This is a genomic window from Methylobacterium dankookense (genome assembly GCF_902141855.1).
Lineage (GTDB): Bacteria > Pseudomonadota > Alphaproteobacteria > Rhizobiales > Beijerinckiaceae > Methylobacterium > Methylobacterium dankookense.
Genome location: NZ_CABFVH010000004.1, coordinates 144,903 through 157,344, shown reverse-complemented (window position 1 = coordinate 157,344; position 12,442 = coordinate 144,903). Strand labels below are relative to the sequence as shown.

14 protein-coding genes are annotated in these 12,442 nt (G+C 73.3%); 7 read left to right on the top strand and 7 right to left on the bottom strand.

The window, feature by feature from the left end:
- Nucleotides 1-6: 6 nt before the first annotated feature.
- Nucleotides 7-258, bottom strand: coding sequence for a hypothetical protein (locus MTDSW087_RS05450; protein WP_144761195.1), 252 nt, complete (start codon nucleotides 256-258; stop codon nucleotides 7-9).
- 474 nt (nucleotides 259-732) lie between these two features.
- Here MTDSW087_RS05450 and MTDSW087_RS05445 point away from each other — a divergent pair, with 474 nt between their 5' ends.
- The 7 genes from MTDSW087_RS05445 to deoA all read left to right on the top strand — a co-directional run bounded on the left by MTDSW087_RS05445 (nucleotide 733) and on the right by deoA (nucleotide 7,454).
- Nucleotides 733-1,209: a (2Fe-2S)-binding protein gene (locus MTDSW087_RS05445; protein WP_144761192.1), complete on the top strand. Its 477-nt coding sequence runs from the start codon at nucleotides 733-735 to the stop codon at nucleotides 1,207-1,209.
- The gene (locus MTDSW087_RS05440) at nucleotides 1,206-3,557 is read left to right on the top strand and encodes a xanthine dehydrogenase family protein molybdopterin-binding subunit (RefSeq protein ID WP_144761190.1); all 2,352 of its coding nucleotides are present in this window, start codon (nucleotides 1,206-1,208) and stop codon (nucleotides 3,555-3,557) included. The genes MTDSW087_RS05445 and MTDSW087_RS05440 overlap by 4 nt, the downstream gene beginning before the upstream one ends.
- Nucleotides 3,558-3,701: 144 nt before the next feature.
- On the top strand, nucleotides 3,702-4,088 hold the full coding sequence (locus MTDSW087_RS05435; RefSeq protein WP_144761187.1) for a hypothetical protein: 387 nt from the start codon (nucleotides 3,702-3,704) through the stop codon (nucleotides 4,086-4,088).
- Between the two features lie 60 nt (nucleotides 4,089-4,148).
- Nucleotides 4,149-4,574: a cytidine deaminase gene (locus MTDSW087_RS05430; protein ID WP_144761427.1), complete on the top strand. Its 426-nt coding sequence runs from the start codon at nucleotides 4,149-4,151 to the stop codon at nucleotides 4,572-4,574.
- Nucleotides 4,571-5,404, top strand: a complete 834-nt coding sequence (locus MTDSW087_RS05425) for a purine-nucleoside phosphorylase (protein ID WP_144761184.1) — start codon at nucleotides 4,571-4,573, stop codon at nucleotides 5,402-5,404. The genes MTDSW087_RS05430 and MTDSW087_RS05425 overlap by 4 nt, the downstream gene beginning before the upstream one ends.
- Nucleotides 5,401-6,147, top strand: a complete 747-nt coding sequence (gene deoC, locus MTDSW087_RS05420; RefSeq protein ID WP_144761181.1) for a deoxyribose-phosphate aldolase — start codon at nucleotides 5,401-5,403, stop codon at nucleotides 6,145-6,147. Before MTDSW087_RS05425 ends, deoC begins: the two co-directional genes overlap by 4 nt.
- The gene (gene deoA / locus MTDSW087_RS05415; RefSeq protein WP_144761179.1) at nucleotides 6,144-7,454 is read left to right on the top strand and encodes a thymidine phosphorylase; all 1,311 of its coding nucleotides are present in this window, start codon (nucleotides 6,144-6,146) and stop codon (nucleotides 7,452-7,454) included. The genes deoC and deoA overlap by 4 nt, the downstream gene beginning before the upstream one ends.
- Nucleotides 7,455-7,466: 12 nt before the next feature.
- On the opposite strand, the gene MTDSW087_RS31185 is transcribed toward deoA, so the two are convergent.
- The 6 genes from MTDSW087_RS31185 to MTDSW087_RS05385 form a co-directional block, all read right to left on the bottom strand.
- Nucleotides 7,467-7,787, bottom strand: coding sequence for a hypothetical protein (locus MTDSW087_RS31185; RefSeq protein WP_144761176.1), 321 nt, complete (start codon nucleotides 7,785-7,787; stop codon nucleotides 7,467-7,469).
- Nucleotides 7,788-7,944: 157 nt separating this feature from the next.
- On the bottom strand, nucleotides 7,945-9,240 hold the full coding sequence (locus MTDSW087_RS05405) for a hypothetical protein (protein ID WP_144761173.1): 1,296 nt from the start codon (nucleotides 9,238-9,240) through the stop codon (nucleotides 7,945-7,947).
- Between the two features lie 45 nt (nucleotides 9,241-9,285).
- The gene (locus tag MTDSW087_RS05400) at nucleotides 9,286-10,197 is read right to left on the bottom strand and encodes a CheR family methyltransferase (RefSeq protein WP_144761170.1); all 912 of its coding nucleotides are present in this window, start codon (nucleotides 10,195-10,197) and stop codon (nucleotides 9,286-9,288) included.
- On the bottom strand, nucleotides 10,194-11,399 hold the full coding sequence (locus MTDSW087_RS05395; RefSeq protein WP_144761168.1) for a protein-glutamate methylesterase/protein-glutamine glutaminase: 1,206 nt from the start codon (nucleotides 11,397-11,399) through the stop codon (nucleotides 10,194-10,196). Before MTDSW087_RS05395 ends, MTDSW087_RS05400 begins: the two co-directional genes overlap by 4 nt.
- Before the next feature lie 102 nt (nucleotides 11,400-11,501).
- Nucleotides 11,502-11,882, bottom strand: a complete 381-nt coding sequence (locus MTDSW087_RS05390; RefSeq protein ID WP_144761165.1) for a response regulator — start codon at nucleotides 11,880-11,882, stop codon at nucleotides 11,502-11,504.
- 16 nt (nucleotides 11,883-11,898) lie between these two features.
- Nucleotides 11,899-12,432: a chemotaxis protein CheW gene (locus MTDSW087_RS05385; RefSeq protein ID WP_144761163.1), complete on the bottom strand. Its 534-nt coding sequence runs from the start codon at nucleotides 12,430-12,432 to the stop codon at nucleotides 11,899-11,901.
- Nucleotides 12,433-12,442 lie beyond the last annotated feature (10 nt).

The following is a 12,442-nucleotide window of genomic DNA, read 5'->3' as shown; positions in this document are numbered from 1 at the left end:
AGCGCCTCAGTTCCGGCTCAGGGCGACCGGGCGGCTCACCAGCTTCGCATTGTCGGCCTCGTCCATCACCATCCGGCAGGCGGCCGAGAGCTTCACGCGCTCGCGGCGCAGGCAGCTCTTGATCGCCCCGACATTCGGGATCTCTGAGGCGCAGTGGCGCCAGACGTCCGGCGTGCAGGCGGCGCGCTGGGCGCTGGTCTCGGCATGGGCCGGGGTCGCGATGGCGGCGATCAGGAGGACGGCACCGAGGCGTTTCATGGCTTTCGACCCTTGCTCTCGCGATGACCGTGTTCGCCGCCCCGTCGCGATCGCGAAGCTGTCGATACGGTAAGCCAAGCCGTTCCGGCCGCGGTGCCCGGGCGCACGCGGCCACGCTGCCCCGGGCCGGATCGCCCGATTGCGGCGAATTCGGTACGCGGTGTGCGGGATGGCACATGCCATGCCCGCAACGCCGGACTCGCGCGGCCATTGGGGCCCCGCCCGCGTTGCCTCCCGGCGGGGGCCTGCCCTAGATCGAAGTTATTCTGACTTGAGAGCGCGCATCGGGGGCGGTGCCGCGGTCGGCCTTCGGCCGCGCCGTGGCCTGTCGTCGTCCCGGCACGCCCGGATCCCGGCAGCCCAATCCGAGCCCGACCCGCGCCGGTTGGAAACATCGAGGACCGCCCCGTGGAACCTCTTCATGGGCGGAGCCGTCACCGGGCCCGCGAGGCCGCGGGCGAGAAGGACGAACCGATGATCAAACTCACCGTGAACGGAGCGTCGCGCAGCTTCGACGGCGATCCCGACATGCCGCTGCTCTGGTACCTGCGGGACGAGCTGGGGCTGACCGGCACCAAGTTCGGCTGCGGGCAGGCCCTGTGCGGCGCCTGCACCATCCATCTCGGCGGCACCGCGGCCCGCGCCTGCGTCACCCCGGTCTCGGCGGCCGAGGGGCAGGACGTCGTCACCATCGAGGGCCTGTCGGGCGACGGGAACCACCCGGTCCAGGCGGCCTGGCGCGACCTCAACGTCGCGCAGTGCGGCTACTGCCAGTGCGGCCAGATCATGCAGGCCGCCGCCCTCCTCAAGGACACGCCGAAGCCCTCTGACGACCAGATCGACGAGGCGATGAGCGGCAACATCTGTCGCTGCGGGACCTACCCGCGCATCCGCGCCGCGATCCATCAGGCCGCCGGCCAGACCTCCGCCACCAAGGGAGAGCGCCTGTGATCCACGACGCCAAGACGATGGCCGAGATGGCCGCGCAGACCCCGACCGCGACCCCGATCCTCGCCAATGCCAGCCGCCGCGCGGTGCTCGGCGGCCTGGGCGCCCTCGTGCTCGCCCTGTCGCTGCGTGACACGGCCCGCGCCGACGAGGGCCAGACCGAGGAGCAGAAGCAGCAGAAGTTCGGCGCCGACGGCATGCCGCATGGCTGGCGCGACGATCCGAAGATCTTCATCGCCATCGCCAAGGACGGCACGGTGACGGTGACGAACCACCGCTCCGAGATGGGCCAGGGCGTGCGCACCTCGGTGGCCCTCGTGGTGGCCGACGAGCTCGAGGCCGACTGGTCGAAGGTCCGGGTGACCCAGGCCTATGGCGACGAGGAGCGCTTCGGCAACCAGGACACCGACGGCTCGCGCTCCCTGCGTCACTTCTTCCAGCATTTCCGCCATGCGGGCGCGGCGGCGCGGCTCATGCTGGTCCAGGCCGCGGCCAAGCAATGGGGCGTGCCGGCCTCCGAGGTCAGGTCCGAGAACCACCAGCTCGTCCACGCCAAGTCGGGCCGCAAGCTCGGCTACGGCGACGTGGCGGCGGCGGCGGCCGAGCTGCCGGTCCCCGAGCGCGACAGCGTGAAGCTGAAGGACCCGAAGGCCTTCCGCTATATCGGCACCGGCAAGATCGGGCTGATCGACAACCACGACATCACCACCGGCAAGGCCGTCTACGGCCTCGACGTGAAGCTCGACGGGATGCTCTACGCCGTCGTCGCGCGCCCGCCGGTCTATGGCGGCAAGATCAAGTCCGTCGACGATGCCGAGGCCCTCAAGGTCCCGGGCGTCGTGAAGACCGTGCGGATCGAGGGCGGCGAGATCCCGTCCGAGTTCATGCCGCTCGGCGGCGTCGCGGTGGTCGCCAGGAACACCTGGGCGGCGATGAAGGGCCGCGAGGCCCTCAAGATCACCTGGGACGACGGGCCGAACGCGAGCTACGACACCGATGCCTTCCGCACGGAGCTGGAGAAGGCGGCGCGCCAGCCCGGCAAGGTGGTGCGCAACCAGGGCGACGTGGACGGCGCCTTCGCCAAGGCCAAGAAGAAGTTCGAGGCCGAGTACTTCGTGCCCCATCTCGCGCAGGCCCCGATGGAGCCGCCCGCGGCCGTGGTCTGGGTGAAGACGGACGGCACCTGCGAGGCCTGGGCCTGCACGCAAGGGCCGCAGGCGGCGCATGACCGGCTGGTCAAGCGCCTCAACCTGCCCGCCGACAAGGTGCGCGTGAACGTGACGCTGCTCGGCGGCGGCTTCGGCCGCAAGTCGAAGCCCGACTACGTGGTCGAGGCGGCCCTCTGCTCGCAGGCGGTCGGCGCCCCGGTGAAGCTCGCCTGGACGCGCGAGGACGACATCCACCATGGCTACTACCACACCATCTCGGTGGAGCGGATCGAGGCGGCGGTGGACGAGAAGGGCATGCCCACCGCCTGGCTGCACCGCTCGACCGCGCCGACCATCGGCTCGATCTTCGCGCCGGATCCCAAGCACGAGCTGCCCTTCGAGCTCGGCATGGGGCTCGTCAACAACCCGCTCAACATCAAGAACATGCGGCTGGAGAACCCCGCCGCCCCGGCCCATGTCCGGATCGGCTGGTTCCGCTCGGTCTCGAACATCCCGCACGCCTTCGCGATCCAGTCCTTCGTGGCCGAGCTCGCGCATGCGGCGGGACGCGACCCGAAGGAGTACCTGCTCGAGCTGATCGGGCCGGGCCGCAAGATCGACCCGACCGAGATCGGCGACGTCTGGAACTACGGCGAGGATCCGAAGCGCTATCCCATCGATACCGGGCGCCTGCGCCGGGTGATCGAGACGGTGGCCGACGGCGCCAAATGGGGCCGGAAGCTCGAGAAGGGCCGCGGCCTCGGCGTCGCCGGGCACTACAGCTTCGTCACCTACACGGCCTGCGCGGCCGAGGTGGAGGTCGATGCCAAGGGCCAGGTGAAGGTGAACGCGGTCGACATCGCCGTCGATTGCGGGGCGCAGGTGAACCCGGAGCGCATCCGCTCGCAGATGGAGGGCGCCGTGGTGATGGGGATGGGCCTCGCGCTCACCTCCGAGATCACCTTCAAGAACGGCCGGGCGCAGCAGAACAACTTCGACGGCTACGAGATCATCCGGATCGACGCCGCCCCGAAGGAGATCCGCGTCCATCTGGTGCCGTCCGGCGACTATGCCGGGCCGCTCGGCGGCGTCGGCGAGCCCGGCGTGCCGCCGGTGGCGCCGGCCATCGCCAACGCGGTCTTCGCGGCGACGGGGCGGCGCGTGCGCCAGCTCCCCATCCGCGGGCAGGCGGCGAGCGCCTGAGCGAGGACGACATCCGCCATCCCGAAGGGATCAGCCGGAGGTCGTATGATCCCGCACGGCGACGGGAGCCGCGAGGTGGTGAGGAACGTTGGCGTGTCGCGGGATCCCCCCGCGGCACGCCATTCTCGTTCAGGAACCCCCTCGATGAAGCGCATCGCGTGGCTCGTGGCCGCTCTCGCCGCCACCCCCGCCCTCGTCTCCACCCCCACCCTCGCCTCCCCCTGCTCGCAGCGGATCGACGCCCTCTCCAAGCAGGTGAAGTCGGAATCGACCGCGGCGATCGCGGCCTCGACCAGCGGCAAGGAGACGGCGGCCCGGCGCGAGGGCGAGGGCCTGACCGGCACGGGTGGCGAGAGCGACCGGCGCACCGCCCCGCCCGCGCAGGCCGCCGAGGCGGGCAAGGGCGCGGAGGCGGCCCAGCAGGCCAAGGTCGCCCTCGACGAGGCCCGCACCGCCGATGCCAAGGGCGACGCCAAGGGTTGCGAGGCGGCCGTCACCCGCGCCGAGCAGCAGCTGAAGACGGCCCCGTAAGCGGACCGGTGGACTCCCCGCGCTCTCGACAGGTCACCCCGCCCGGTGCCAAACAGCGGCATGCAGGCGGCGGGGCAGGACACGGTGACGGCGGAACTCGACGCCCTCTTCGCGGCGGCCGCCGCCGTCCGGGCCCATGCGCACGCGCCTTATTCCGGCTTCGCGGTCGGCGCGGCCCTGACGGACGAGCAGGGCCGGATCCATGCCGGCTGCAACGTCGAGAACGCCGCCTATCCGGTCGGCACCTGCGCCGAGGCCGGGGCCATCGCCGCGATGGTCGCCGCGGGCGGCCGGCGCATCCGCACGATCCTGGTTCTCGCCGCGGGCGCCCGGCCCGTGACGCCCTGCGGCGCCTGCCGCCAGCGCATCCGCGAATTCGCCGATCCCGGCACCCCGATCCACGCCGCCGGCCCCGAGGGCGTGCTCGCCCGCTTCACCCTGGAGGAGCTGCTGCCCGCCTCGTTCGGGCCGGAGACCCTCGGTTGAGCGGCTGGCGCGCGCAGGCCGCACGGGCCGCCGAGCATCTCGCGGCGGCGGGATTCGCCGGGCCGCATGATCTGGCCATCGTCACCGGGACCGGGCTCGGCGCCGTGGTGGGCCTGCTCGAGGCAGCGACCGCGCTGCCCTATGCCGACATCCCCGGCTTCCCGACCCCGGGCGTCACCGGGCATGGCGGCCGGCTGCATCGCGGGCGCATCGCCGGCCGCGCCGTGCTGGTGCTGGAGGGCCGCACCCATGCCTACGAGCACGGCGACCCCGCCGCCATGCGCCTGCCGCTCGCCGCGCTCCAGGGACTCGGCGTGCGGCGCCTGCTCCTCACCAATGCCTGCGGCTCGCTCCTGCCGGAGGTCGGGCCGGGCCGGCTCGTCCTGCTCTCGGACCACATCAACCTGTCGGGCCTGAACCCGCTGATCGGCGAGGCGGACGAGGCCCGCTTCGTGCCGATGAACGACGCCTACGATCCGGGGATGCGCGCCGGGCTCGGTGCGGCGGCGCAGGCCGCCGGCATCGCCCTCGCGGAGGGCATCTACGCCTGGTTCTCCGGCCCGAGCTTCGAGACGCCGGCCGAGGTGCGCATGGCCGGGCGCCTCGGCGCCGACCTCGTCGGCATGTCGACCGTGCCGGAGGTGATCCTCGCCCGCTTCCTCGGCCTGCCCGTCGCCGCCGTCTCGGTGGTGACGAACTGGGCCGCCGGCATCGCGGGCGGCGCCCCCCACCATGCCGAGACCAAGGCGGCGGCGCGTGCCGCCGCGGACGATCTCGCCCACCTGATCGGCGCCTTCGCCGCCGGCCTGACCCAGGATTCGCAGCCTTGACGAACCCGACCGATCCCGGCGCCGCCTCGGTGGCGCGGCGCGCCCTGCCGCTCCTCGACCTCACCGATCTCGGCGAGGGCTGCACACCCGACCGGATCGCGGTGCTCTGCCGCGACGCGCGGGACGGCGGCGTCGCCGCGATCTGCGTCTGGCCGGCCTTCGTCAAACAGGGCGCCGCGCTGCTCGCCGGCAGCGGCATCAAGGTCGCGACCGTGGTGAACTTCCCCGATGGCGGCGAGGATGCCGCCGCGGCGGCCGCCGAGACCAAGGCGGCGCGGGCGGCCGGGGCGGACGAGATCGACCTCGTCCTGCCCTATCGCGCCGTGATGCGCGGCGACGCGGCGCGCGCCCGGGCCTTGGTCGCGGCCGTGCGGGCCGCCTGCGGGCCGGCCTGCCTCAAGGTGATCCTGGAGACGGGCAGCCTGGAGACGCCGGAGCGCGTCGCGCAGGCGAGCCTCCTGGCGCTGGAGGAAGGCGCCGACTTCCTCAAGACCTCGACCGGCAAGAGCCCGGTCTCGGCGACGCCCGAGGCCGCCGGCCTGATGCTCGCCGCGATCGCCGCGAGCGGCAAACCGGCCGGGCTCAAGGTCTCGGGCGGCCTGCGCCGGGTCGCGGATGCCGCCGCTTATCTCGCCATCGCCGACGCCTTGATGGGGCCGGGCTGGGCCACGCCGAAGACCTTCCGCCTCGGGGCGAGCAGCCTCTACGGCGCCCTGATGGACGCGCGGGGAGCGGCTGCGTGAGCCGGTTCTTGCCTCAGGAGACGATCCGCCGGAAGCGCGACGGGCTGGTCCTCGATCCGGAGGAGATCCGCACCTTCGTCGCCGGCCTCGCCGGGGACCATGTCGGAGAGGGCCAGGCGGCCTCCTTCGCGATGGCGGTGTTCTTCCGCGGCCTCTCGCTGCCCGAGCGCGTGGCGCTGACCCGCGCCATGACGGAATCGGGCAGCGTGCTCGCCTGGGACCTGCCCGGACCGGTGCTCGACAAGCACTCGACCGGCGGCATCGGCGACACGGTGAGCCTCCCCCTCGCGGCCATGGTCGCGGCCTGCGGCGGCTACGTGCCGATGATCTCGGGGCGCGGGCTCGGCCATACGGGCGGCACCCTCGACAAGCTCGCGAGCATCCCGGGCTACGACGCCACGCCCGGCCTCGACCGCTTCCAGGCGGTGGTGCGCGAGACCGGCTGCGCCATCATCGGCCAGACGGCGGAGCTCGCCCCGGCCGACCGGCGCCTCTACGCGATCCGCGACGTGACCGGGACGGTCGAATCCCTCGACCTGATCACCGCCTCGATCCTCTCGAAGAAGCTCGCGGCCGGGCTCGGCGGCCTCGTGATGGACGTGAAGGTGGGCTCGGGCGCCTTCATGGCCGCCCTGCCCGAGGCGCGCGCGCTCGCCGAGAGCATCGTCGCGGTGGCGGCGGGGGCGGGCCTGCGCACCGCCGCGCTCATCACCTGCATGGACGCGACGCTGGCCTCGGCGGCCGGCAACGCCGTCGAGGTGGCCTATGCCATCGACTACCTGACGGGCCGCGCCCGCGAGCCGCGCTTCCACGCGGTCACCCTGGCGCTCGGGGCCGAGATGCTGGTGGCCGGTGGCCTCGCCCGCGACACCGAGGAGGCCTCGGCGCGGCTCGAATCCGTCCTCGCCTCGGGCGCGGCGGCCGAGACCTTCGCGCGCATGGTCGCCGCGCTGGGCGGGCCGCCGGATCTGGTGGAGGCGCCGGAGCGGCACCTCGCCGCGGCGCCGGTGACCCGCGAGGTCCGGCAGGCCGGCACCGTCGCGTCGGTCGATACGCGGGCGATCGGCCTCGCGGTGATCGGCCTCGGCGGCGGCCGGACGCGGCCGGAGGACGGGATCGACCCGCGCGTCGGCTTCACCGATCTCGCCCGGCCCGGCGATGCGGGCGGCCTGCTCGGCGTGGTCCACGCCGCCGATGCCGAGGCCGCCGACCGCGCCGAGCGGGCGCTCCGCGCGGCCTACCGCATGGGTGAGACGTCCGGCGAGACCTCGGCCGAGCGGCCCGCGGTGATCGAGCGGATCGCCTGAGCCCTTCCGGCCCTACCAGTGGTGATGGTGCCGGTGGCCCCAGCCGTGATGGCGGTGGTGATGGTGGCCCCAGCCGCGGTGATGGCCCCACCCATGGTGATGGTGGTGACGGCGGTGCCCCCACCCGTCGTGGTGGTGATGGCGCCGGTAATGATGGTGGTGGTGGCCCCAGCCGTACTGCACCTGCGTGATGCCGGAGGCGGGCTCGACCGGCGCGACGGCCAGCGGCGCGGCCTGGGCAGCGGGCGCCGCGGCGGCGAGGCCGCAGGCCAGGGCGAGGGCCGCCAGCACGCGGCGGCCGAGGGGACGAGGTGCGGGATGCGTGCGGTGCATGGGCGCTCTCCTGGTCAGCGTCCGGGCCGACGAGCCCGGGTGGAGAGACTTTCAGTCCCGCGCCCTGAACGCGGGCTGATGGGATCGTACAGCCCGCGTTCGGCAGGTCTCACGACATCCGGCCGATCCTTATCGGGATGGCGGATGTCGTCTTCGCTCAGCCGCCGAGCGTGCCGCCGAGCAGGCCGAAGGCCAGGGGCGAGGCGGCGAGGAAGACCAGGAGCCCGCGCCGGATCCGGCCCTCGGGCAGGCCGCCGGCGAGGCAGGCGCAGGCGATCACGGTGATGCCCGCGAGCGGCAGGTAGTAGCGGGGATAGGCGTCGAGCCGCCAGCCGGTGGCGAGATGGTTGAGGTAGCTGAAGCGGATATGGGCGGCGAGCACGAGGCCGATCGCCCCCCAGCCGGCCACCGCCAGCGGATCGAGCGGCTGCGCGCGCCCGGCGCGGAGACGCGCGAGCGCGACGGCCCCGCCCGCGAGGCTGAGCCCCATCAGGGCGAGCGGCAGCACGAGCGAGACGGTCTCGACGGCGTCGGGCTCCGTCAGCACCGGGCGGAACTGGCTGGCGAAGAGCGCGGCGAAGGTCAGGAGATAGGCGGGCAGGCCGAGCCGCGTCCCGTCCCAGCCGGCCTCGCGGGCGCCGTCCCGCATCATCGCGAGATGCCCCGGCACCTCGGGGACCGGGCTGCCGTACTGGGCGACCAGGACCGCGTAGGGCGCGGCGGCGAGAGCGAGGGCGAGCGCGGCGGGAAGGAGCGCCGCGGCCGGCAGCCGGCCACGGGCGACGAGCCAGAGGAGGACCGGCCCGACGCAGCCGCCCACGAGCAGGAGCGCGGTGAACTTCGCGAGCCCCGCCGCGACGAGCCCGGCGAGCGCGCAGGCGAGCCAGGTCCGGCGCCCGCCGCAGAGCAGGCGCTGCAGGCCGAGCAGGGCGAGCGCGCCGCCGAGGATCGCGAGGTTGTCGTTGTTGACCGCGCCGTTCAGGGCGAGCGCGGTCGGGATGGTGACGAGGGGCAGCGCATAGGCCCAGACTTCCAGCCGGCTGCGGGCGAGGCCGGCGGCCAGCAGCAGCAGCGCCGCGAACGCGGCCGTCGCGAGCGCGACGTTGACGAGACGCAAGGTCAGCAGCGCGCCCGGCTCCGCCCCGATCGCCGGCCCGATCCGGGCCAGCGCCGCGTAATAGGGCGGTGGGTGGTTGAGGTAGTTCGGCGCACCCGTCGGCGCGAGGCTCGCCGGGTCGAGCAGGCGCAGGGCGCGCAAATCCGGCCAGGAGACGCCGTCCCGCTGGATCTGCGCCACGTAGGAGACGTGGGCGACCTCGTCGAAGCCCTTGGCGATGTCCTTGCGGAGGGCGTTCACCACTCCGCCGAGGCCGAGGAGCAGCACGAGCAGGATGAGGAGACCGCGCCCCATGACGGGCGCAGCCTCGGGCGCGGTCCGCTCGCGCGGTGCCATGCGGTCGTCCCCTCCCCTGCCGCCGCGCCGAAGCGGCACGGTGCGCTATCGCCCGATCGCGACGCGGAGCTGCGGCAGGACCGGAACCGCCGGCTGGACCGGCGGCAATGTGATCGAGGGTGCCGGAGCGACGGAGGACGCCGACGCCGCGGCATGGCCGTAGAGGCCGCGATGCTCGGCATGCGGGCTGAGCCGCTCGGTCAGGCCGATCACCGTCTCGGCCGCGCCGAGGACCAGGGCGCCGCCCGGGGCGAGGCAGGCCGCGATCCGGTTGAGCACGTCGGCCTTGGTCGGGGCGTCGAAATAGATCAGCACGTTGCGGCAGAACACGATGTCGAACTGCCCCAGCCCCTCGAAGCCCTGCAGCAGGTTGAGCTGCCGGTAGTCGATCATCGTGCGCAGGGAGGGCGAGATCTGCCACTGCTCGCCGATCTGGGTGAAGTGCTTGATCAGCCACTGCACCGGCAGGCCGCGCTGCACCTCGAAATGGCTGTAGAGGCCGAGCTTCGCCCGTTCGATCACCTCCGTGGAGAGGTCGGTCGCCACCACCTCGACCTGCCAGCCCGCGAGCCGCGGGGCCGCCTCCTGCAGCAGCATGGCGATCGAGTAGGGCTCCTGCCCCGTCGAGGCCGCCGCGCACCAGATGCGCAGGCGCCGCCGGGCCTGGTTGCGCGTGATCGCCTGGGGCAGCAGCACGTCGCGGAACAGGTCGAAGGGCACCCGGTCGCGGAAGAAGAAGGTCTCGTTGGTGGTCATCGCCTCGATGACCGCGCGCTCGACGGCGGTGTTGTGGCCCACCTTCAGCAGGCCGACGAGGTCGCGCAGGCTGGTGAGGTTGAACCGGCGGCAGACCGGCGCGAGGCGGCTCTCGACGAGGTAGCGCTTCTCGGCCGTCATCGCGAGGCCGGAGCGGTTCTTGAGGAAGCCGCGCAGGAAGTCGAAATCGAGGTCGGTCATGCCGGCTGCCCCGTGATGAGGCTGCGGAGCGCCGGCCCGATCTCGGGCAGCGGCAGGACGGCCTGGGCGAGGCCGGCCTTGGCCACGCTCCCCGGCATGCCCCAGACCGTGCTGGTGGCCTCGTCCTGGGCGAGGACCGGGCCGCCGGCATCGACGAGCGCCCGGCAGCCATGCGTGCCGTCCGAGCCCATGCCGGTGAGGATCACCGAGACGGTGGCCGAGCCGAAGATCGCGGCGGCATCCTTGAACAGCACGTCCACGGCCGGGCGGCAGAAATTCACAGGGGGCCCGTCGTCGAGCCGGATCACCGGCTCGCGGCCGTGGCCGGCGACGAGGCCCATATGGCGCCCGCCCGGCGCGACGTAGATCCGGCCCGGAAGCAGCGGCTCGTCCGCCTTGCCCTCGCCGGCGGGCAGGCCGACGCGGCTGCCCATATGCTCGGCGAAGACCGCGGTGAAGATCGGCGGCATGTGCTGGACGATCAGCACCGGCAGGCGGCGCAGGGTCGGCGCGCCGATCTTCTCGAGCACCTCGCCGACGGCGCGGGGGCCGCCGGTGGAGGAGCCGATCAGCAGGACCTTGGGCAGGCCGGCGGGCCGCGCCTTGGGGCGCAGGGTGAAGGGGGCGGAGAGCCGCGAGGCCGCCGGGGCGGGGGCGATGGCGGCTTCTGCCGCAGGGGTGGAGGCGGGCGCCGAGAGCGGGGCCGGCCGGCGGCCGCGGGCGCGGACCGCGCCGAACAGGCGCACGCGCTCGATCAGCTCGGCGCGGAAGGCGTCCGAGGTGGTGACGCCGCGGTTGCTCTCGGGCTTGGCGAGATAGTCGACGGCGCCGAGCGCGAGGCATTTCAGCGAGATGTCGGCGTTGCGCGTGGTCAGCGTCGACATCATCACGACCTGGAGCGAGGGGCTCGCCGCCAGCATGCGCGGCAGCGCCTCGGTCCCGTCGAGCTCGGGCATGTCGATGTCGAGGAGCACCACGTCCGGGTCGAGGCGCGCCATCATCTCGAGGGCAATGCGCCCGTTCGAGGCGGTGCCGACGACGTTGAACCCGGCCTCGCCGATCCAGCGGGCGACGAGGCCGCGCACCACGGCGGAATCGTCGGCGATGAGGACGCGGATCTGTCCCGGCGCGGGGCCGGCCGCGGCCGGCGCGAGGGGTTTCGGCACCGGCCGGGGCGGGATCTGCGGGGACGCTGCGAGCATGGGGGGTTCACGCCTCGGTCACGGTCTGCCGGCAACGGGCCGGCGCGGTCAGTTGCGGGGCGCTGGTGGTCCGGAAGCGCGTGTCCGGGACGTCCCAGGCCCTCAGGCGGCGGTCGCGTGGACCATCCCGACCTGCTCCAGCTTGGCCGTCAGGATGTCGCGGTCGAAGGGCTTCATGATGTACTCGTCCGCCCCCGCCCGCAGGGCGCGGGCGATGGCGCCGACATCGTTCTCGGTGGTGCAGAACAGGATCTTCGGCTCGGTGCCGTCCGGCATCTGGCGCAGCGCCTGGAGGAAGGCGTAGCCGTCCACGTTCGGCATGTTCCAGTCGAGCAGGATCACGTCCGGCATCGCCTCGCGGCAACGCTCCAGGCCCTCGGCACCGTCCTCGGCCTCGACGACCGAGAAGCCGAGCACCTCGACGATCCGGCGGGCGACCTTTCGGATCACGGCGGAATCGTCAACGACGAGACAGGTCTTCATGCGTCGCCTCCGTCCCTCAGGCGGCCTTCGTCGAGGCCCGGTCCGACCCGAAGGCCAGGAGACCGTCCACGTCGAGGATGACGAGCAGGCGCCCGTCGAGGCGGTGAACGCCGAGCGCGAGGTCGCGCCAGCGCGCATCGAGGTTGATCGGAACCGCCTCGTGGGTCTCGGCCCCGAGCTTCAGCACCTCGCCGACCCCGTCGACCACGAGGCCGAAGGTCTCGCCGCCCTGCTCCAGGCCGATCGCCATGCCCGTGGCCTGGCCGGTGGCGCCCGCGGCCGCTTGAGCCGCGGCGCCCATGCCGAGGCGGCGGCGCAGGCAGATCGCGGTGACGACGCGGCCGCGCAGGTTGAGCAGGCCCACGATCTCCGGCGGCGCCAGCGGCACCGGCGTGATGCCGGTGGGGATGAAGACGTCGTGGACCCGGTTGATGGCGAGGCCGAACATGGTCTCGCCGACGAACACCGTCACGAATTCCTGGACCGCGCCCGTGTCCTTCGCGCCGTCCTTGGCCGCGCCCGCGGCCCCGTTGCTGTTGGCGTGCTGCATGATCCGCCTC

What these genes read in the sequence shown, in the direction of transcription:
- MTDSW087_RS05450 (WP_144761195.1), bottom strand. Translation starts at nt 258, where the DNA reads ATGAAACGCCTCGGTGCCGTCCTCCTGATCGCCGCCATCGCGACCCCG.
- MTDSW087_RS05445 (WP_144761192.1), top strand. Translation starts at nt 733, where the DNA reads ATGATCAAACTCACCGTGAACGGAGCGTCGCGCAGCTTCGACGGCGAT.
- MTDSW087_RS05435 (WP_144761187.1), top strand. Translation starts at nt 3,702, where the DNA reads ATGAAGCGCATCGCGTGGCTCGTGGCCGCTCTCGCCGCCACCCCCGCC.
- MTDSW087_RS05430 (WP_144761427.1), top strand. Translation starts at nt 4,149, where the DNA reads ATGCAGGCGGCGGGGCAGGACACGGTGACGGCGGAACTCGACGCCCTC.
- MTDSW087_RS31185 (WP_144761176.1), bottom strand. Translation starts at nt 7,787, where the DNA reads ATGCACCGCACGCATCCCGCACCTCGTCCCCTCGGCCGCCGCGTGCTG.
- MTDSW087_RS05405 (WP_144761173.1), bottom strand. Translation starts at nt 9,240, where the DNA reads ATGGCACCGCGCGAGCGGACCGCGCCCGAGGCTGCGCCCGTCATGGGG.
- MTDSW087_RS05400 (WP_144761170.1), bottom strand. Translation starts at nt 10,197, where the DNA reads ATGACCGACCTCGATTTCGACTTCCTGCGCGGCTTCCTCAAGAACCGC.
- MTDSW087_RS05395 (WP_144761168.1), bottom strand. Translation starts at nt 11,399, where the DNA reads ATGCTCGCAGCGTCCCCGCAGATCCCGCCCCGGCCGGTGCCGAAACCC.
- MTDSW087_RS05390 (WP_144761165.1), bottom strand. Translation starts at nt 11,882, where the DNA reads ATGAAGACCTGTCTCGTCGTTGACGATTCCGCCGTGATCCGAAAGGTC.
- MTDSW087_RS05385 (WP_144761163.1), bottom strand. Translation starts at nt 12,432, where the DNA reads ATGCAGCACGCCAACAGCAACGGGGCCGCGGGCGCGGCCAAGGACGGC.